This window comes from Treponema sp. OMZ 788 (genome assembly GCF_024181245.1).
GTDB lineage: Bacteria > Spirochaetota > Spirochaetia > Treponematales > Treponemataceae > Treponema_B.
In genome coordinates this window covers 204,024-223,925 of sequence record NZ_CP051199.1, presented here as the reverse complement: position 1 = coordinate 223,925, position 19,902 = coordinate 204,024, and the positions used below count along the sequence as shown (strand labels likewise).

At 34.0% G+C, this 19,902-nt stretch carries 10 protein-coding genes and 3 pseudogenes; 7 read left to right on the top strand and 6 right to left on the bottom strand.

Annotated features, from left to right (window positions below; translation table 11 throughout):
* Position 1: 1 nt before the first annotated feature.
* Positions 2 to 1,613: pseudogene (locus tag E4O00_RS00965) on the top strand (AAA family ATPase).
* Positions 1,614 to 1,623: 10 nt separating this feature from the next.
* Here E4O00_RS00965 and E4O00_RS00960 read toward each other — a convergent pair.
* On the bottom strand, positions 1,624 to 1,854 hold the full coding sequence (locus E4O00_RS00960) for a YdbC family protein (protein WP_253679766.1): 231 nt from the start codon (positions 1,852 to 1,854) through the stop codon (positions 1,624 to 1,626).
* The gene (gene pgsA, locus E4O00_RS00955) at positions 1,847 to 2,440 is read right to left on the bottom strand and encodes a CDP-diacylglycerol--glycerol-3-phosphate 3-phosphatidyltransferase (RefSeq protein WP_253678129.1); all 594 of its coding nucleotides are present in this window, start codon (positions 2,438 to 2,440) and stop codon (positions 1,847 to 1,849) included. The genes E4O00_RS00960 and pgsA overlap by 8 nt, the downstream gene beginning before the upstream one ends.
* Positions 2,441 to 2,540: 100 nt before the next feature.
* Here pgsA and E4O00_RS00950 point away from each other — a divergent pair.
* The 4 genes and pseudogenes from E4O00_RS00950 (at position 2,541) to E4O00_RS00935 (ending at position 6,189) form a co-directional block, all read left to right on the top strand.
* Positions 2,541 to 4,128: pseudogene (locus tag E4O00_RS00950) on the top strand (glucose-6-phosphate isomerase).
* A complete protein-coding gene (gene yihA / locus E4O00_RS00945; protein ID WP_253678128.1) occupies positions 4,125 to 4,763 on the top strand; it encodes a ribosome biogenesis GTP-binding protein YihA/YsxC in 639 nt (212 codons plus the stop codon). Before E4O00_RS00950 ends, yihA begins: the two are co-directional and overlap by 4 nt.
* 3 nt (positions 4,764 to 4,766) lie before the next feature.
* Positions 4,767 to 5,384, top strand: a complete 618-nt coding sequence (locus E4O00_RS00940; protein ID WP_253678127.1) for a HutD family protein — start codon at positions 4,767 to 4,769, stop codon at positions 5,382 to 5,384.
* A 52-nt stretch (positions 5,385 to 5,436) separates the two neighbouring features.
* Positions 5,437 to 6,189 (top strand): RluA family pseudouridine synthase, encoded by a 753-nt coding sequence (locus tag E4O00_RS00935; protein WP_253678126.1) that lies wholly within the window; start codon positions 5,437 to 5,439, stop codon positions 6,187 to 6,189.
* 59 nt (positions 6,190 to 6,248) lie between these two features.
* On the opposite strand, the gene E4O00_RS00930 is transcribed toward E4O00_RS00935, so the two are convergent.
* The 4 genes and pseudogenes from E4O00_RS00930 to recG form a co-directional block, all read right to left on the bottom strand.
* Positions 6,249 to 6,530: a DUF4160 domain-containing protein gene (locus E4O00_RS00930; RefSeq protein ID WP_253678125.1), complete on the bottom strand. Its 282-nt coding sequence runs from the start codon at positions 6,528 to 6,530 to the stop codon at positions 6,249 to 6,251.
* Position 6,531: 1 nt separating this feature from the next.
* A complete protein-coding gene (locus E4O00_RS00925) occupies positions 6,532 to 6,753 on the bottom strand; it encodes a DUF7723 family protein (RefSeq protein ID WP_253678124.1) in 222 nt (73 codons plus the stop codon).
* Positions 6,746 to 7,024, bottom strand: coding sequence for a DUF7724 family protein (locus tag E4O00_RS00920; RefSeq protein ID WP_253678123.1), 279 nt, complete (start codon positions 7,022 to 7,024; stop codon positions 6,746 to 6,748). Before E4O00_RS00920 ends, E4O00_RS00925 begins: the two co-directional genes overlap by 8 nt.
* Positions 7,025 to 7,096: 72 nt before the next feature.
* Positions 7,097 to 9,155, bottom strand: a pseudogene (gene recG / locus E4O00_RS00915) (ATP-dependent DNA helicase RecG).
* A 117-nt stretch (positions 9,156 to 9,272) separates the two neighbouring features.
* Here recG and E4O00_RS00910 point away from each other — a divergent pair.
* Both E4O00_RS00910 and E4O00_RS00905 read left to right on the top strand, forming a co-directional pair.
* Positions 9,273 to 14,591, top strand: a complete 5,319-nt coding sequence (locus tag E4O00_RS00910; protein ID WP_253678122.1) for a diguanylate cyclase — start codon at positions 9,273 to 9,275, stop codon at positions 14,589 to 14,591.
* A 10-nt stretch (positions 14,592 to 14,601) separates the two neighbouring features.
* The gene (locus E4O00_RS00905) at positions 14,602 to 19,902 is read left to right on the top strand and encodes a diguanylate cyclase (RefSeq protein ID WP_253678121.1); all 5,301 of its coding nucleotides are present in this window, start codon (positions 14,602 to 14,604) and stop codon (positions 19,900 to 19,902) included.

The window sequence follows — 19,902 nt, the reverse complement described above, 5'->3', positions numbered from 1 at the left end:
TATGATTTCCGATAGAAAATTACCGCTTGGAATTCAAAATTTTGAAAAACTGAGAAATGAAAATTGTGTTTACATAGATAAAACTCAATTTGTGTGGAAACTTTCCCGTACTCCCTCTTCTTATTTTTTTAAGCCGTCCGCGCCGCTTTGGAAAAAGTCTTTTTCTTTCCACATTGGAAGCCTATTTTTTAGGAAAAAAAGAGCTGTTTAAGGACTTGGCTATAGAAAAACTTGAAGAAGCCGAAGCCTGTTCCAGAGAAATTTGGCAAACCTACCCTGTATTTTATCTGGATTTAAATGCCGAAGTATATAACGATTTAAAAGACTTAACCAGCAGGCTGAATTTATTTTTATCATACGGCGAAGAGGTTTACGGGAAAAACATTGAAGAAAAAACCTTTGCACAAAGATTCGAGGGCATCATAAAACGAGCTTACATAAAAACCGGAAAACAAGTAGTAATTCTCGTAGACGAATACGACAAGCCTCTCTTACAAACTATGAATAAAAATGAAACTTTAAACGAAGACTATAGAAATATCCTAAAAGCTTTTTTTACCGTAATTAAATCCTCAGATAAATATCTGCGTTTTGCTTTTTTAACCGGTGTCACAAAATTCAGCAAGATAAGCGTATTTAGTGATTTAAATAATTTACAAGATATCAGTATGCTTTATAACTACGGTGAAATATGCGGAATCTCTCAAGAAGAACTTGAAGATAATTTTAAACCGGAGATTGAAAACCTTACTGAAAACGGCTCCATTAGTATTGATAAGGCCTTACTAACACTTAAACAAAAATATGACGGTTACAGATTCAATGAAAAGTCTAAGGGTGTGTATAATCCTTTCAGTCTCTTAAATGCTTTCAGTTCCGGCGAGTTAAAAAATTTTTGGTTTACAACCGGCACTCCGGCCTTTTTAATTGATTTTATAAAAAAAGCCCGCTATAATATCCCTGACCTCGACGGTAAGGTTAGGATGGACGAGGCCGGCTTAAACAGTTATAGGGCAGAGTTCGCCCAGCCTGTTCCTATTCTCTTTCAAACAGGGTATCTTACTATAAAAGATTATAATACGGAAAGCAAATTATATACCCTTGGATTCCCTAATGATGAGGTAAGATACGGTTTTCTTAATAACTTGCTGCCTGCCTATACGTCTATCCCTCAAGACCGGACAGGAATTTCCGTATGGAATTTTGTCGAAGATATACAAAATGCAAATATCGACGGATTTATGCAAAATCTAAAATCAATTATATCAGGCATTCCATACGATAATTTTTCGGAAAAAAATTTGAACTTACGAGAACAAAATTATCAGGCTGCAATATATCTAATATTTGCCCTCATGAATCAATTTGTAGAAACAGAAGTCCATTCCTCAGCCGGAAGAGCTGATTGTGTAGTACAAACCCAAGATGCCGTTTATCTTTTTGAATTAAAATTAAGTAAAGAAGCATCCTCTGAAGATGCTATTTTACAAATAAAAGAAAACAATTATAGCGAAAAATATAAACCAAGCGGTAAAAAAATATTTGCAATCGTAACTTCTTTCAATGAAAGATTGAGAACGATTAAAGATTGGAAAACCGAAAGACTTTTATAAAACGTATAATCTATATCCCGGCCTCGTCCAAAAGCTTTTTTAAAGCTATAAGCTCATCCCTTGTAAGAGTTATCCCCTTCCCCATTTTTTGGTGATCGGGGGACCAAGACCTTATATCGAATTTCGGATCTCTCCCGTTCCATGAAACCTCGTTAAGTTCGGTGTTCCAACCGCCCTTTCCTTCCGAGATAGTACCGTAATTCTTTGTAATTTCAAATTTGAATTCGTCCTGATTATTCATCATTTTCCCTCCTTGTGTTTAAATATGAAGTAAGATAATCTGCAAATGATGCAAGCGACAAGATAACGGCTGCAAAATAAAGAAGCCAGTTAAAATAGGTAACGTAACGGGTAAGAGCCGGCGGTAAAAATACATAAATCTGCTCAAGCTTTAAAAACATTGAAACACTTGCAGCTACGATATAAAGCACAGTCTTTGTCTTTCCGCCCATCTTTGCCCCTATTGTCATACCTTCTCCGCGGGCCTTCATCCTCAAAAACATGATTCCGAATTCGCGGTAAACTATAATTAAAAAGAAGGGAGCAAATAAAAGGCCGTCCATCAAAAAACAAAATAAAACCGTCACATTTGCAACGACATCGGCGAAGGGGTCGAATATTTTTCCGAATTCATCCACCTGATTACGCTGCCTTGCATAGTAGCCGTCCAAAAAATCGGTAAATTCCATAAAAATAAAAATCGGAATAATAATAAGAATGGTAATTTTAGGATTTATAAAAGGAAGCCACTCAGGCAAAAAATACAAAACATAAATAAGAGGAGCCAGCACCAGACGCGATGATGTAAAAACATTAGATAACTTCATATCCTATATGATGTAGCTTTAATCCTTTTTTGTCAATAGGCAAAAGTACGCTTTTACCAACGAGTTGTTTTTTTTAGAAAAAAAGGTTAGAATAGAATTTATGGAATGGAAAAATTTAAATACTTGTAAATCTTTTACAAAATTGCAGGAAGTTCATAAAGAACAGGCTAAAAACTTAAACTTAGCAGATATTTTCAATAAAGAAAATTCATGCGAAAGGGTTACCTCTTATCAGGTCAAAATGGGCGGAAACCTTAAATACAATTATGCGGCTAAGCCCGTAAATGAAGAAATCCTTAAAGCCTTGCAAGCTCTATCCGATGAACAAAAACTAATCGAAAAATATGAGCTCTTGCTCAACGGGGATTTTATAAACACAGGCGAAAACCGTATGGTTCTCCATCAGCTGACCCGCGGCCAACTAAAAAACGATGTGGTTTATAAGGGTTTAAACATGAGGAGCTTTTACCTCAACGAGCTTGCAAAAATAAAAGAATTTTCTAAAGACATTCATTCGGGAAAGATTAAAACTTCTACAGGTAAGACCTTTACCGATGTTGTCCAAATCGGCATAGGCGGCTCCGACTTAGGGCCGAGAGCCATGTACATAGCCTTAAAAAATTGGGCAAAGGCAACCGGCAAACATAAAATGAAGGCTCACTTTATTTCCAATGTGGATCCCGATGATGCAGCCGAGGTTTTAAATTCCATCGATCTTGCAAGCTCCCTTTTTATCCTCGTTTCAAAAAGCGGAACAACTCAAGAAACACTTGCAAACGAAAGGTTTGTAAAATCCGTTCTCGAAAAAAACGGCCTTGACAGCAAAAAGCAGATGCTTGCCGTTACAAGCGAAACAAGCCCGCTTGCAAATAACCCCGATTATCTTACTTCCTTTTATATGGATGATTTTATAGGAGGAAGATATTCTTCCACCTCGGTTTGCGGAGCGGCAGTACTCGCCCTCGCCTTCGGCATGGAAACGGTAGAGTCTTTTTTTAAAAGGGGCTGCAGAAGGGGATAAGCTTTCTTTAAACAAAAACATAAAAGAAAATGCAAGCCTCTTAGATGCCCTCCTCGGTGTTTACGAAAGAAACATTTTAGCTTATTCGGCGACGGCCATCCTGCCCTATAGTCAGGCCCTTTCCCGCTTCCCTGCCCACCTCCAGCAGCTGGACATGGAATCGAACGGAAAAACCGTAAACCGCTCAGGCGAAAAAATTTCCTATAAAACGGGCCCCGTAATTTTCGGAGAACCCGGCACAAACGGACAACATTCTTTTTATCAGCTCCTTCATCAGGGAAGCGATATAATCCCCTTGCAGTTTATCGGCTTTAAAAAAAGCCAAATCGGCCTCGATGTCGAAAGCGAGGGTTCTACCAATATGCAAAAGCTCAATGCAAATTTGGCAGCCCAAATAATGGCCTTTGCAGCGGGTAAAACCGATGAAAACAAAAACAAGGACTTTGCAGGCAACCGCCCGGCAAGTTTAATCTACGGAGACGAGCTTAACCCCGAAAACCTCGGTGCCCTCCTTGCACACTACGAAAACAAGGTGATGTTCCAAGGCTTTATCTGGAACCTCAACAGCTTCGACCAAGAGGGAGTTCAGCTCGGCAAAACCCTTGCAAAAAAGGTGCTTTCAAAGGATATGCCCCCGGCCCTCAAGGCCTTTTCGGAACTTCTATGAAGATTATAAATGCGGAATTTATAAAGGGAGCCGTCAAGGCAGAGCAGTTTCCCGAAATAGGAGTTTCCGAATTTGCCTTTTTCGGGCGTTCCAATGCAGGGAAGTCGAGCTTGATAAACATGCTTGTCAACAGAAAAAATTTGGTCAAGACAGGCTCCCGCCCCGGAATGACAAGGGAGGTAAACTTCTTTTTGGTAAACCGTCCTGCTTCTTTAAATTTTAACCCCAAGACCAAAAAGTTTTCAGGGCAGCCCCCTAAGGACATGTTTGTGCTGACAGACCTTCCGGGCTACGGCTATGCAAAACTTTCAGGCGGAATGACCTTGCAAATCGACAAGATGCTCTACGAGTATTGTACAAACCGCCCCCTCTTAAAAACCATCTTTTTTTTGATGGACATGAGGAGGGAACCTACAGAAACCGAAAAAGAAAGCATCAATTTTTTCAACAAGCTGGATATTGAAGTTATAATTGTGGGCACTAAAGCCGATAAGATAGGTAAGAACGATCAGATAAAGGCAAAGCAGGCTTGGACCGCCTTCTTTAACTTTGACGAAGAGCTCATCATCATAAGCTCTGCTGCAAAAAAAACGGGAAAGGACGAGATTTTGTCCTTAATCTCAAAAAGGATTTAAATTATGAAAATTACACATTACGGCGAAAAAGATTTTAAAACTTCAAACTGGAGCGGAGGCACTACGACGGAACTTTTTATTTATCCGCGTGAAGCCGATTATCAAAAAAGAAATTTTTTGTTCCGCTTAAGCTCCGCTACAGTCGATTTGGATAGGTCGGACTTCACTCCCCTTCCGGGGTTTTTCCGTTTTATTTCACCCTTAAACGGAGACTTAAAAATAAGCCATGACGAAAAAAACTTCACCAAGCTCAAGCCCTACGAGGTCTACGCCTTTGACGGCGGGGCAAAAACAGTCAGCATGGGAAGGGTTAGGGATTTTAATCTCATGGTAAAAGAAGGCATACAAACTGAAGTGAAAAATTTTGCCTTAAACAAAAATTCTATTTTAAAGTTTTCGGTATCAAAGGGAGAAATCGGCTGGATCTTTTCGTACAATGCTAAAGCCCTGCTTAATGTAGAAGCCGTTAATAGCAAATCATTTTCTCAGAAAGACAAATTCAATCTTGATAAATTGGACCTGATTATTTTTGAATCGGACGGCGATACAAAAGAAGAAGTTTTGCTTTCAGCCGATAACACTATAAGTTTGTTTTACGGAAAGATTCCTGTACTTTCTTAACATAAAACAAGATAAAAAAACATAAGCTTAAAATCACAAGCTTGGAATTATAATGAAAAAAAAGCTTTATGAAATAGTCTATGAAGATAAAGACCTCATAATCGTAAATAAGAGTGCAGGCCTTCTTGTAACAGCCGACCGCTGGGACAGCGAAGCTCCCCGCCTCGATAAGATACTTGAAGAAGCTCTTTTAAAAAAAGAACAAGGCTCAAAAATTTGTAACTCGAAAATTTATCCCGTTCATCGGCTTGACAAGGACACTTCCGGCCTCATAATCTATGCCCTAAATGCAGAAGCTCATAAAATCTTAAACGACAATTTTCAAAACCGCAAAATAGAAAAAATCTATCATGCAGTATCGGCCGGCTGCCCTCGAGAAGAAAATTTTAAAAGCGAAGCAAGATTAAAAATAGACGGAGATAAGATGCACCGCACCCTCATAGACGAAAAAAAAGGAAAAGATTCCTTAACCGAATTCTCTCTTTTAAAAAAATTAGGCCGCTTTTCCCTCTTGGAAGCCCGTCCCATAACAGGCCGAACTCATCAAATAAGGGCACACCTAAAACATCTGGGACTCCCAATCCTATGCGATAGTCTTTACGGAAACGGAGAGCCTGTCTACATATCAGCCTTAAAAAAGAATTGGAGGGGCGATAAATATGAAGAGCGTCCCATAATCTCGCGATTAGCCCTCCATGCTCACTCGCTAAAATTCTTTCATCCCATAAGCAGGGAAAAAATAGAAATAAGAGCAGATTATCCTAAGGACATGGCGGGACTTATCAACCAGCTTTCAAAATTGTAAAAAGCCGTTTTACAGCAGCGGCTTGCCGCTGTGTCAGCTTTGAAGGTTGGTGTTAGAACTTATTTTCCATCATAAAAACTTTCATAACTGTACTCACACCATTTTTCGTACATTTGAATATATTTTTCTTTGATAAACTCTTGTATCTTCCTTAACTCTTTATCAGTCAGAATACCTCTATTTTGAATTACAGTATCACCATTATCTTTTACAAAAAATTTAGCAGAACTTTCTTCCGTTAATTTATAATCACTCGCGTGTACATGAAACGCCTCAATAATACATTTTGATGTAAAATATAAATAATACCCTGCAACCTTAAATGAAAAATATTTCGGCATATTAATCTTCCATGTATTTTAAACAACTTTGTAAATATTTTTTCGAAACAGCTATTTCTATATCATCCATATTTGTTTCTATCAAAGTACCATCAGACTTAAAAACTGCAGCACCGTAACCATTGTTTAGATTAAAAACTTTTATTCCATCAGGGATTTTCTTAAATGCAAAACCATTATCAATAACATCTGCCTCATGAGCAATTTTGTATAAATCAGGCATAACGCACCTCCACTTTTCTAATTGAAGATAAAAATTCTTCTACATCAATATATAAATTTTTTAATATTGGAATTAAATCAATATATTCTTCTTCCGGTTGAGAGTTATGACTATATTTAGCCAACACCTCAAGATAGCCGCTGTCCCAATAGAGAATTTTTTCATATTTTTCCAGTGAATACGGAGCTGCAAATTTTAATCGAGTATTATTAAAAGAGAATAATGTGTATGAACCGTCATTGCTTAAATAAGCTGTATCAAATACATCCATATTTAAATTATAGCATAAAAATATAAAACAAACTACTTGCAAGAACAATAAATATTTAAAATTACAGTAGTTTTAACACTTATCAAAAGGTTTATTAAATTTAGTTTGTTCGAGGAGCTCAAAGGCTGCGGAGCGGGCTTCCTGCAAAATTTTAAAGTCACGGGCAGGATCTGCAATCGTAAAGCCGAGGTGATAACCCGACTGCTCAATCCCGCCTATATCTCCGGGGCCGCGTAGTCTTAGGTCTTCCTCGGCGATTATAAAGCCGTCATTTGTTTCCTTCATTATAGTAAGGCGGGCCCTTCCGGCCTCGGTAATTTTTTTTCCGTAAATCAAAAAACAATAGGCTTGGAGGTCGCCCCGCCCGACCCTTCCGCGGAGCTGATGCAGGGCGGAAAGGCCGAACCTGTCGGCATGTTCAATCACCATGCAGGAGGCATTGGGAACATCCACCCCGACCTCGACAACAGAGGTCGCAACCAAAATATTGAGCTTCCCTGCCCTAAATTCTTCCATAATTCTTTTTTGCTCTTCTTCCGGAACCTTGGAGTGAATTAAGGCCAACCTATGATTGGGAAAACCTGTCTTTAATTCTTCAAACATCCTCTCGGCTGATTTTAGGGAAAGGTCTTCATTTTCTTCTATCAAAGGATATACAAAATAAGCCTGCCGGCCTTGTAAAATCTCCTGCCCGATAAAGTTATAAACCCTTTCGGCTTTCTCCTCTGCAGCAACATAGGTGATAATCGGCTTCCTTCCGGGCGGCATGGTTTTTATGGTCGAAATATCCAAGTCGCCGAAGATAGAAAGGGCGAGGGTTCGGGGAATGGGAGTTGCACTCATCATAAGAAGGTGGGGATTCCGTTTTTCTTCATTGCTTTCGGCTCCCTTTTGGATTATGGCCGAGCGCTGGAGAACTCCGAAGCGGTGCTGTTCATCTATTACGGCTAGGCGTAAATTTTTATACTGCACCCCTGCCGAAAAAAGAGAGTGGGTACCGATTATCAAATCGATGTTTCCCTTTTGCAACTCTTGTAAAAGACGGCTCCTTCCCTTAGCCTTGGTATTCCCGGTTAAAAAGGCAAGCCGTACACCGAGGGGCTCCAAGAGGCGGGCTGCATTTTCGGCATGTTGGCGGGCTAAAAGCTCTGTGGGGGCTAAAAAGGCCGCCTGACCGCCCTGCTCTATTACCTTTAAACAGCCTAAAAAGGCGGCAAGAGTCTTCCCCGAGCCGACATCTCCCTGCATAAGACGGGCCATTGTGTTGGGGCCGTCCAGATCCTCGTTTATCTCGGCACAGACCGAAAGCTGATCTTGGGTAAGCTTAAAATTAAGCCTTTCCAAGAGGGCTTTTTGAAGCGGCGTTAAAAGAGGCTCTTTTTTGACAGTTTTGCCGATATTTCTTTCATCTTCAAGGTTGGGAAGCCTTCCCCGCCTCTCAATCGACCTCATCCCTATGGCATATTGAAACAAAAAGAACTCTTCAAAGATGAGGGCATAGCGGCCTTTTTCTACCTCAGCCATGGATTTCGGCGCATGGAGCATAAAAAGCACTTCCTGCTTAGGCGGAAGACCGTATTTTTTTAAAACGGAATCGGGAAGCTCGGAATCAATGCCTTGTCCGTACATTTTTAGGGCGGAAGCAATTATTTTCCGCAATTTTGCCTGTCCCAGCCCCGAGGTAAGCGGATAAACCGGAAGAATCCTTGCCTGCATGTTTTCGGGTTTTTCAAGCTCGAATGCTGAAGACTGAAGCTCTCCGTATTTTCGGTAAAAAGAGCCGTACACAAAGGCTCGGGCTCCTATGGGAAAGCTTTTTTTCCAAAAAGGGGCGGTTAAAACAGATAAGAGAGGCCGTCATTCCGTTTTTGTCGGATACAATAAGTTTTAAGGTCTTCATCTTGCCGAAGCCGAACCATTTATGGCCTGCAACGGTAACTTCTACATGAATTTTTTGAAACCTGTTCCAATCCAAAAAAATGTTTATCTTTGAGCGGTCTTCCCAATCCCGCGGAAAAAGCCTCAAAAGGTCTCCGGTATTTTCCACTCCAAGCCTTTTTAACTGTGAGACCGCAGCGGTACCTACTCCTGCAATATTTATCAGAGGACCCTGTATTTCAGAAATCAGCATAGCTCATTGTAACACAAGTTTTTAAAAATTATAAGTACTAGACTTTTTTGATAAAAAATGATAGGGTTATCAAATTGATATATTTATATTTTGCTAAATCACGATTAGGCTTAGTCTATGGAAATCATCAACAGTAGATACAAGATTATTAAAAAAATAAGCAACTCAATCCCTTATGTACGGGAATTTTTAGCTGCAGACCTGTGGTCGGAAAGCAAAAAGATAAACTTAAAAATTGTATCGTCCTTAGATCTAAAAAAAGAAGATCTTGATTTTTTTAAAGATAACTTTATTACCATCAGCAGTATAGATAATTATTTTTATCTTAAAAGTTACGGGTTTTCAAGCTTATATATAGCCTATCCCTCCATGCCCCATTTGAGTCCTGATGAAATCCTATACATTTTTACAACCGAACATCTTGAACATACAATGCCCGTTTTAGAATTTGTACAAAAATGTTCGATGGAAGATATTCTCAAAATAGCCGTATCTGTTTGTCAGAGCCTCGTTCATGCAAGTAATATGGGCTTTGAATATGAAGTCTTTAATCATGACAATGTAATGATTGTCAAAGAAGCAGAAGGTTTTAGAATCAGAATAAAAGATATAGTATCTGCCAAGCTCGAAAACAATCAATCGGTATGGTTTAAAGAAGCTAAAGATTATATGGGAACTACTGAAAATACAGATACGGTTATTTCCTTTATAGTTACTCTCCTTGCAAGAGAGGAACTTAAAACAAGTGTATCATCTGTCCTTGGAAAATTAAAAACGCTTTATAAAACATCAAATAAAAAAGATGAAGAAATTTTTAATGCCTTATATGAAATAGCAAAAAAACATATTCAGCATAAAAGTAAAAACAATAAAATATATCAAATCATTCAAGATATAAATAATAGGCTTAATAAAAACTATCCTGCAGATATTATTCCGCCTCTTAACAGCATAACTTTCCGTCCTAAACTGGTTGGAAAACAAAAAGAAATAAATATGATATTGCAGGCAAGAAATGAGATAACTTCAAAACAAACTAAAAAAACGATATTTATGCTCAAAGGCAATCAAGGAACAGGAAAAACAAGATTTTTAAAAGAAGCAGAATATCGCCTGGCCCTGGAAGGAACAAACATATACGCTAATTATAATTTTCGAAATTCAACAACAGAAGAATTCTGGGATGATTTTTTAGGAAAAATATTTTTAAATTCTTATTCTCTCCAAGACATAGAAGAGAGAGAAAACATTATAAAAAATGTAAAACAAATTCGCGACCGTAAGTTTGCAGGCAATACCGAAAAAGAATATGATCACATGAAATTTAAAACTTTTAACGAAGCTAAAAACTTATTCTTCAAAACAATCGGACAGCTGCCTGTATTTCTCATTCTTGACGACATACAATTTGCAGACGACTTTATATTAGACACAGTTTTGTACTTAGCTACAGAAATTACCGAACTTGAAAGGCTGGGAGTTATTTTGTCTTATGACGAATCGGTTCCGCCTGTGTCATCTAAGTTTAAGTCTTTTTTAGGCATCTTAAATAATTATGAAAAAACTGAAACTTTTGGACTAAATTATTTTTCAAAAGAAGAAACAATAGAGATGCTAAAAAATATCTTGATCTTAAACTATCCTCCTTTAGAATTCGGCCCCATACTCTATAAGTACACATCAGGCCGTGCTTCCTTTATTATTGAAATGATAAAAGAATTTGTGAATGCAGGAACAATACATAGAGAAATGCTCACAGGTATATGGGTTATACAGGATGATGTATACGATGAAGAGCTGCAAAAAAGAATTCCAAAATCAATTGAAGAAACTTTAACAAACCAACTAAATATTCTTTCATCAAGCGAAAAAAAACTGCTCCTTGAAGCTTCATTATTCCAAAACACTTTCAAAATAGAACATCTGTATAAAATTGTACCGATGACTTCAACGCAGATAGATAAGAACATAAAAAAAATTATAAACAAAGGTTTGATTACCGTTCTAAAAACAGGGGAAAAACAAGAGTTCACTATTACCAATCAGATTATGCGTAATATTTTATACCGGCTTATGCCGTCCGATAATAGAATATTGCGGCACAAAAAAATAAGTCAAATTCTTCAAAAAGAGCCCAATGCGGATGTCAACGAACTTATTTGGCATTTGGAAGAATCGGGAAATAAAAAAGCTGCATTAACTTGTTGTCTGGAAATCGTAGAAAAAAACATGAAGGAGAAAAATCTGGATATAGTCATAAAAATTTATGAAAAAATTCCTTCAATAATTTCAGGCCAAAACATAAAAACAAAATTTGACATTCTCTTAAAAATATTCGAGTTGTATAATCAAATGGCTATAAGAAATAAAGAAACCGAAACTATGTCATTACTCGAAGAAATGCTGCCGAAAATAAGAGATCTTGATCTTTTGTCTTCATATTATAATTTAGCTGCAAGGTATGAATATGCAACTTTAAATGAAGAGAAAGTTCTTTTTTATGTAAAAAAACTTACCGAACTATATGCAAAAGTATCTACAGAAATAATTAATCTGAGGTTACAGCATACAAAGTGTTTGTACTATCATATAAAACAGCAAAACCGTGATTTTAAAGAATCTACTTATAAAATATTTAATCTGACAAAAAATCATTCGGAATATCTCCCCTATAGAGTTGAAGCTTATATATTTTTAGGATATCTTTATGATAAACAAAAAAATAGAAAGATAGCTTTTAAATGTTTCCAAAAAGCAAAAGAGCTTGCTGCCATATCTAATAATATAAAAACAGAATTGATTGCAATGTACAATATATCGGTAATGCATTGGAACAATCAATCAAATATTGAAAAAACGCTTCAATATACAAAAGATGTTATAAACTTAGCAAAAAAATTCGGGTTTTTAGTTATTGAAACAGTTTCTATAATTAATTATGCAAGAATACTAAGTGCGATTCAGCAAAATCAAGAAGCATATGAATATGCAAAATCTGCTGAACAAAAAATACTTGCTAATGACATAGCAATATTAAAACTTTCATGTATTATAAGTCTTATGGAAATTACTCAAAACTTAAACAGATATAAAGAATTTTACGAATACAGAAAACAATATATTAAAACGGCAAAAGAAAATAAGAAAAGAAATGTATATCAATATAACTTTATTTTTTATGCTCTCATGTCAAGAATGTATCAAGAATTCGGATATAATAATAAAGCAATTGCATGTTTAAAGAAAAGCATAAAGTTTAAAAAATATCTTCCTGATCACAAAATATTTATGGTAAATTTTATGATGGAAGCGTTAAGAATAATTCAAAAAAAGAAATCTGACATAACTAAGCTGATACAAATTTTTTCCTCATATATAAATGTAAAAAAGAGCATTAAAACAAATCAAAGACAGCTTACAAAAAATTTCTTTGATACGGTAATTACCGCTACAATAAAGCGTCCCGACATCGATTTTACTCCATTGATAACTCATATAGTAAAATTAGATATGCCTGATTTATATGATTTTCAGCAGTCAGGAATGCACTATCTAAAAACATATTTAAACAAAGGTGAATCAGAGCATATCTTACAAGAAAACATTCAGCTTATGAAGCCTAAGCGTCTGATAAATATTACCCTGTTCCTTAATATGTCGTTAGCAGATTATTATTATCAAACCGGAATACAAAGTTTGGCTATCTTATATTATCTGGAAGCTCAAAATAAAATAGCAAATATAATCAAAAACACTCCTGAAAAATACAAGGTAAAATTGTTTAATAATTGGCAATTTAATAGAGCCTTCGATATAGTTTCGGAGTTTATAAAAGGAAAACCGCCTCAAAAAGATAAAAAATATAATCGAAAGATAACTAATGCTGAACTGAAAGAAATTTTAAAACTAAAACATATAAATATAATAAAAAAAGACAAAAATTTTAAAAAAGAATTAATACAAAACTTTTTAAAAAGTGAAGGTTATGAACACACTACATCGGTTGAAATTGTAAATAATTTTACTGACAATTATATACAAAATGTATCGGATATAATGAAATTTTTAGCCCTAAATGTAATTGCAACTTCTCATGAATTTTTAGAAATAGGAAAATCCGATGAGCCTTCCTTTATATTAAACCAAGAAGATGATAACGGAGATTTGAGAAAGATATTTGAGCTTATAACAAAATTCGGATACCAGAATACGGCTAAGATAGAAGCCGCATTGCATAAACCATGTATGGTAATTCCGGTTAATAAAAGAAATTTCGGAGCTAATGATTATAAACTTTTAGGCTTTATGATTTTTATATCGGAAAATGTCATAAATAATTTTTCACATGAAGGAAGATATTTTTGTAAAAAGCATTCAAATCTTTTAACTATGCTTGTTGAAAGTAAAAATTTTCAACAAGCTGCGGCTTATGATACATTAACCGGAGCCTATACAAGAAAATACTTTGAAGTGTTTTTCAAAAATAGTATCAAAAATTTATATAACTCCGGTTCCAAATTCTCGCTTATATTATACGATTTGGATAAATTTAAAAGCATAAACGATACCTATGGACACCTTGTCGGCGATATAGTACTCAAAAGAGTCACTCACACGATTTTAAATTCCTTAAATAAAGGACAGATCCTGGGAAGATACGGCGGTGAAGAATTTACCATCTTATTGCCTGATACAGATTCCCAAAAAGCCTTTAAAACATCAGAATATTTTAGAAAAAAAATAGAAAATTTAATTTTTACCGAATTTGACAAGGCTGTTACAATAAGCCTCGGCATTGCAACCTTTCCCGATCATGGAAAAACTACTTCAGAATTGCTTTCAAATGCAGACAAAGCGTTATACAACTCAAAAAATACAGGCAGAAATAAAACCTCTATATGGAATCCGTCTATAGTAAATAAAAAAGGAGAGAAAATAAGTCAGCCCGGTGTTATTATAGCTGATGAAACCTCTTTTAGCGAACACATATCCGCTACAATAGAATTATGCGATATATTAAAAACAAATATAAAAAAACAAGATTTATCACAAATTTTAATATCAAAGATGGTAAAATTTTTTGAAGCTGAAAGCGGTGCTATTATTCGTAAATCAATAAATAAAAAAAGAAATGAGATCAATTTTAAAATCAATGCAAAAATAGGTTTTGAGTCATATCCTATAAACGAACAATTGATTCACACAGTTGCTGAAGACGGAATCGGTATTTACCAAATGGATTGGGACTCAATAGCAAAAAGAAACACCATAACCAATATGCCGGAATGGAATTCGGTAATGATAACACCTATAATAAAAAATGAAAATATTATGGGAGTAATTTATTTGGCTGCACCCGAAAAAAATAATAAATTTAGCTTAAGCAAATTTAATTTCTTCAAATTTTTAACTGATATAATATCTGCAAATATATAGGGAGGTTTAGATGAAAATATTAAATAATAGATATAGAATTATAAGAGAGCTCCCCATAGAATTAAAAAACAATACAGGATTTATTGCTAAAGACTTACTTTCCGATAAAGGAGAAAAAGTTGAACTAAGACTGGTATATGCTTCGGACTTAGATGAAAGTTTTATGCAATTTATCAGAGAAAAATTTATTCTTATTAAACAATTAAAAGAAACAGCTCATATAAAAAATTATGACTTTACACGCTTAATAAGTATAGATAACAAAACAATAGATGAGAAAATATACTTATATACAATAGAATACATAGAAGAAAAAGAACCTATATTGAATTTTTTAGCTAACGCATCAGCAAAAGAAATTTTTGATTTATTTGCAGCAATCTTAAAAGAGTTAAACTATTTAATAACATACGGAATAGTATATAATAACTTTGATTTAAATAATATATATGTAATAAAAGATCAAGGTCAAGTTTTTATAAAAGTAAAAGATATTATTACCGAAAAAAAACAATATTCAAATCAAATAAGTCTTTTATCAAATGAAGAAATTAATACATTTACATATAGCTATGATATTTTAAAAACAATAATCTTATCCCTTCTCTTAAAAAGAAACATAATAAAAAATCATGAAAAACATTTTCAAGAATTGCAATACATAAAAGCCAAGCAATTAGATAACGAAAAACATCTTTACACATGTTTTTTTAAAGTATATAATAAAATTAATACACGCAAGCTCAAAAAAAAGCCCTATTCTTTTTATGAAATAATATCGGATATTAATTACACTATAAATAGTGAATACAATATTGCAACTCCAATGAGAATTGTAAAAAATCATCAACTATCCATCAATCGAGAAAAGGAAAAAAAAGAAATTTTCTCTATATTGAAGCAAGAAAAAACATCTAAATATAGAAATAAAAATATATTAATCTCAGGCTCTTGCGGTATAGGAAAGAGCTATTTTTTATCCGATTTATATTTTTTACTCTTACTTGAAAAAAATGATGTTTATTATATTCCAAGTTTAGGAGATATAGACGATATTAAATTTATTCTATATCTGATGAAAAGTTTGTTTTTGAAAAATTCTTTGGTTCAAAAAAATTATGAAAAAGAGCTAAACATCATTTTTGACTCTTTAAAAGCGGAAATAGCTGCCAATGAAGACATCATACGTATCAGCGCACTTAAATATAAACTTATAAACTTAATAGCAGGCTTATTAATCGAAAACTCATCATCTCAATCCATAGTTTTTATAATCGACGATATACACTTAATAAGTGAATTTATTACCAAAACAATGTTGTACATAACAATAGAAAATTCCGATAAAAAAAATATAATATTAATACTGTCCGCTAATGAAAGTTTAATAAGTAATAATCAAAATGCAGCAAAACTGATTAAGACCTTATCAAACCATTCCGTTATAAAAAAAATAAATCTTCAAAATTTATCTGAAACCGAAATCGAAAGTTTAATACGTAATACAATAAACATAAGAATGGTTCCTGAAATATTGGTAAAAAAAATACATTTAAATACCGGAGGCAATCCCTTATTTATTAATGAAACTATAAAAGAACTTACTTTATCAGGAGAGTTAAAAAAAGATGAAGCGTACGAATCATGTAAACTTTCGGACAGCTTATCTAACCCTGTGATTCCTATACCCATATCTACCAACATACAGCAAGCAGTAAAAAAACAAATAATAAACCTTGATAAGAACGAATTAAATTTTTTACGAGATTTATGCGTTTTCCAAACAAGTTTTAAAACGGAATTTTTACCAAAAATGCTGAATGTAACAGCTTCAGCCGTCAAAAAATATATACCAAAACTCTTAGAACAAAATATAATCAAAAAAATAACAAAACATTATGCGGATGAGTATTCAATTATAAATAAAATTTTACAAAAAATGCTGTATAATGAGCTTGATTACGATTATAGGATAGAACTACATAAAAAAATTATGCAAAGAATACAAACAATAAAATCGGCAAATATTCATGAGTTTATCTGGCATGCAGAAAAAGCACAACTTTCTGAAGAAGCTGTTGATTATTGTATAAAATATAAAAGCAAAATAAAAAAACAATGTACACATGTCTCCTATATAGATATATTTGAAAAAATATATTCATTATTACCAAATAATGCCAACGATAAAAAACTGGATATACTCCTTATTCTTGCAGAATCATATTTGGAAAATGACGATATAACAGAATCCGGAAAACAAATAACGATAGCCGAAAAAATAATAAAAAACTTCGATTCAAACAAAATAACAGCCGCACAAATTCATATAATAAAAGCAATAAAAGAAACTCAGATGAAAGCTAAACCTGAAAAAATAGCCAAATCTTTAACATTAGCCGAAAAATTTACAGCCGAAGCAAATCATATATATACTCAGTTGTTACTTGATAAAGCTAAAATAGGATTCTTACAATACAAGAAAAAATATGCTGAAGCAATCAATGAAGCAAAAAAAGTTATATTAAAATGCGGTAATTCAATTGAGCTAAAATCAATAAAAACAAAGGTTCTATTAGATTTAGGAAACAACCTTTTTTATTCAGGGAAATATGAAGATGCTGAAAAAGCCTATCTTGAAACTATTAAAAATGCAAAAAAAACAGGTAACACGAATATTGAAGACAATGCCTATAATAACTTAGCTATCATCCAAGAGCAGGTATATAAAAATTTTAATTCGGCAATAGCATATTACAAAAAAATTTTAAAAAATAATACCATATCAGGAAATACCATTGCAGAAATTCTCGCACTACTTAATTTAAGTATTGTCTACTTACATTTCTATGATTATGAAAAAGCATGTGATATTTGCAATCAAGCAATAAAAAAAATACTGCAAACTTTTGATACCGACAAAATATTTTTTGCACATACAATTATTTATGAAATTTATCTTTCATTATGTATGTATGATAAAGCAGCTGAAACCGAAGCAGAAATATTAAAAATGATTAAAAACAAGAGCATAACCAAGCTCCCGATACATATAACTACCTTTAAACAAACAAGGAGTACTTTTTACTATGCAGTGGGGGACTTCAATTCTGCGTTAGAAGTTTTCGATAAAACATCCGAAGGACAAAACGACATTAACGATATTTTCTATTTTTTTGCATCATTATGTCTTAATTTAAATAAAATCGCAGATGGTAAAATCGATTCTATTAATAAATTAGAAGAACAAATATTGCAAATAAGTTCGAAGCAGACATTCTTAGATAATATATATCTTTTATTTTATGAATTAGTTTACCGCATAAGAAAAATTATCGTATTCCGCTATGATATTGATTTTAAAAAAATAGTTAAGGTCATACTTGGACTAAAATATTACAGTAATCATCCTCTGATAAAAGCCCCTCTTCTCTTTTTGGAAGCATATATCGATCCTGAAAATTCTGAAAAAAAATTGCTGGAAGCAACATCTTTACTGGAAAATAAATACATAACGGACCTAAGTATCGATATTAATATCAAGCTGGGGTTAATTCATCTTAAAAAAAATAACATTAATATGGCAATGATTAATTTTGTTGAAGCGCAAAAACTAATTAGTATTTTTATAAAAAAAATACCAATAAAATTCAGAGCAAGTTATTTTAATGCTCATCACTATAGTTTACCATCATTAATAATAGACGACTATATTAACAAAAAAATAAAACCCGAATATAGACGATGTACTGAAAAGCTCTCCTATGAACAGATAAAAAAACTATTATCGAAGAACACGGTCGAAAAATTAAAAAACAATCCGGCTTTTATTTTGAACATTATATCACAAACAAAAATTTCCGGAGTATTTAAAAATAAATCTATTGATGACATAATAGAAAAGTTTTCAGATGATTTTCTGCAAAATATAAATGATCTTTTAAATTTTACATCTTTAAATCTGCTTGCAAACTCGGCTGATGTATTTATCACAACCTCCGACAATAAAATCGAATCATTGTTTAATTTCGGTCAGAACAAAACTATCGAAAAAATTGCAAAGCTAATAGAATCATCTACATACAATACCGTAAACATTAAAGCAGACGGAGAAATTTCGTCTCATCTTGTTATTCCGATTAACTCTTATAATAACAGGCAAACAGGGAATCCCACAACAGGCTATTTGGTTTTTGTATCAAATAAAGAAATAAATAACTTCGGTAATTTCGGAATACGCTTTTGTTTGAGCATTGAAAACATATTCTCATTTTTAATAGAAAGCTATAAGGCTCAACAAGAAGCAGCGACCGATAAACTTACATCGGCACTCACAAGAAAATACAGTGAAAATGCAATCAAAGATCTTTTAAGAGTTTCCAAAATAAGCAACACACCTTTTAGCATTATCATGTACGATTTGGATAAATTTAAAAAAATAAACGACACATTCGGACATCAATCTGGAGATAAAGTCTTAAAAGCGACAGCTAAAACTGTATTGGATGCTTTAAAAAAAGAGCAACTCCTCGGTCGTATCGGCGGGGAAGAATTTATTATTCTTCTTCCCAAGATCGGAAAAGACCAAGCTCTAACTGTTGCAGAAAAAATAAGAAAGCAGGTAGAAGCTCTACGCTTTGAAGATCCGGCTCTCAAAGTAACGGTAAGTATGGGAATAGCCGTCTTCCCCATACACGGCACAGCCGAAAAAGATTTATTGTCAAAAGCAGATCAAGCTCTATATGCCGCAAAAAATTGGGGCAGAAACCAAACGGTTGTATGGAAAGAAGATCTTGAACCTGTTAAGAAAAAGACAGACAGACTAGCCGGAATCTTAACCGGAAATATCATAAACGACACAAAAAATATTCTAAGCTTTATCGATACAGCCTCACTCATACGGCGCTCCATATCGAAAACAAAGAGACTCGAAATCTGTCTTGAAAAAATAATAGATGCAACAGGTGCCGACTCAGGAATTTTTATATGCCCTGTTACAGAAAAAAAATCCAAAAAAATCTTTAAGTATCGGCCTACTGCAAAGGCAGAATTTCCGGTAAATAGAGACTTCATAATCGAGGTTATGTCAGAAAAAAAAGACCTATGCAAAATCGACTGGGAAAATGTCTCAGGCACAAGTGCCATAACGGGAATACCCAACTGGAATTCGACCATTCTTGTACCTGTAATCCTAAAGGACGAGATAAAGGCTATAATCTATCTTGTAGTTGAAATCAGAAAAAGAAAATTCGGAACGGAAGAGCTGAACTTGACAAATCTCTTTGCAGGACTGATAGCTTCATTCTTTTAA

Coding starts and splice junctions, on each gene's coding strand:
- E4O00_RS00960 (WP_253679766.1), bottom strand. CDS start 1,854: ATGAATAATCAGGACGAATTCAAATTTGAAATTACAAAGAATTACGGT.
- pgsA (WP_253678129.1), bottom strand. CDS start 2,440: ATGAAGTTATCTAATGTTTTTACATCATCGCGTCTGGTGCTGGCTCCT.
- yihA (WP_253678128.1), top strand. CDS start 4,125: ATGAAGATTATAAATGCGGAATTTATAAAGGGAGCCGTCAAGGCAGAG.
- E4O00_RS00940 (WP_253678127.1), top strand. CDS start 4,767: ATGAAAATTACACATTACGGCGAAAAAGATTTTAAAACTTCAAACTGG.
- E4O00_RS00935 (WP_253678126.1), top strand. CDS start 5,437: ATGAAAAAAAAGCTTTATGAAATAGTCTATGAAGATAAAGACCTCATA.
- E4O00_RS00930 (WP_253678125.1), bottom strand. CDS start 6,530: ATGCCGAAATATTTTTCATTTAAGGTTGCAGGGTATTATTTATATTTT.
- E4O00_RS00925 (WP_253678124.1), bottom strand. CDS start 6,753: ATGCCTGATTTATACAAAATTGCTCATGAGGCAGATGTTATTGATAAT.
- E4O00_RS00920 (WP_253678123.1), bottom strand. CDS start 7,024: ATGGATGTATTTGATACAGCTTATTTAAGCAATGACGGTTCATACACA.
- E4O00_RS00910 (WP_253678122.1), top strand. CDS start 9,273: ATGGAAATCATCAACAGTAGATACAAGATTATTAAAAAAATAAGCAAC.
- E4O00_RS00905 (WP_253678121.1), top strand. CDS start 14,602: ATGAAAATATTAAATAATAGATATAGAATTATAAGAGAGCTCCCCATA.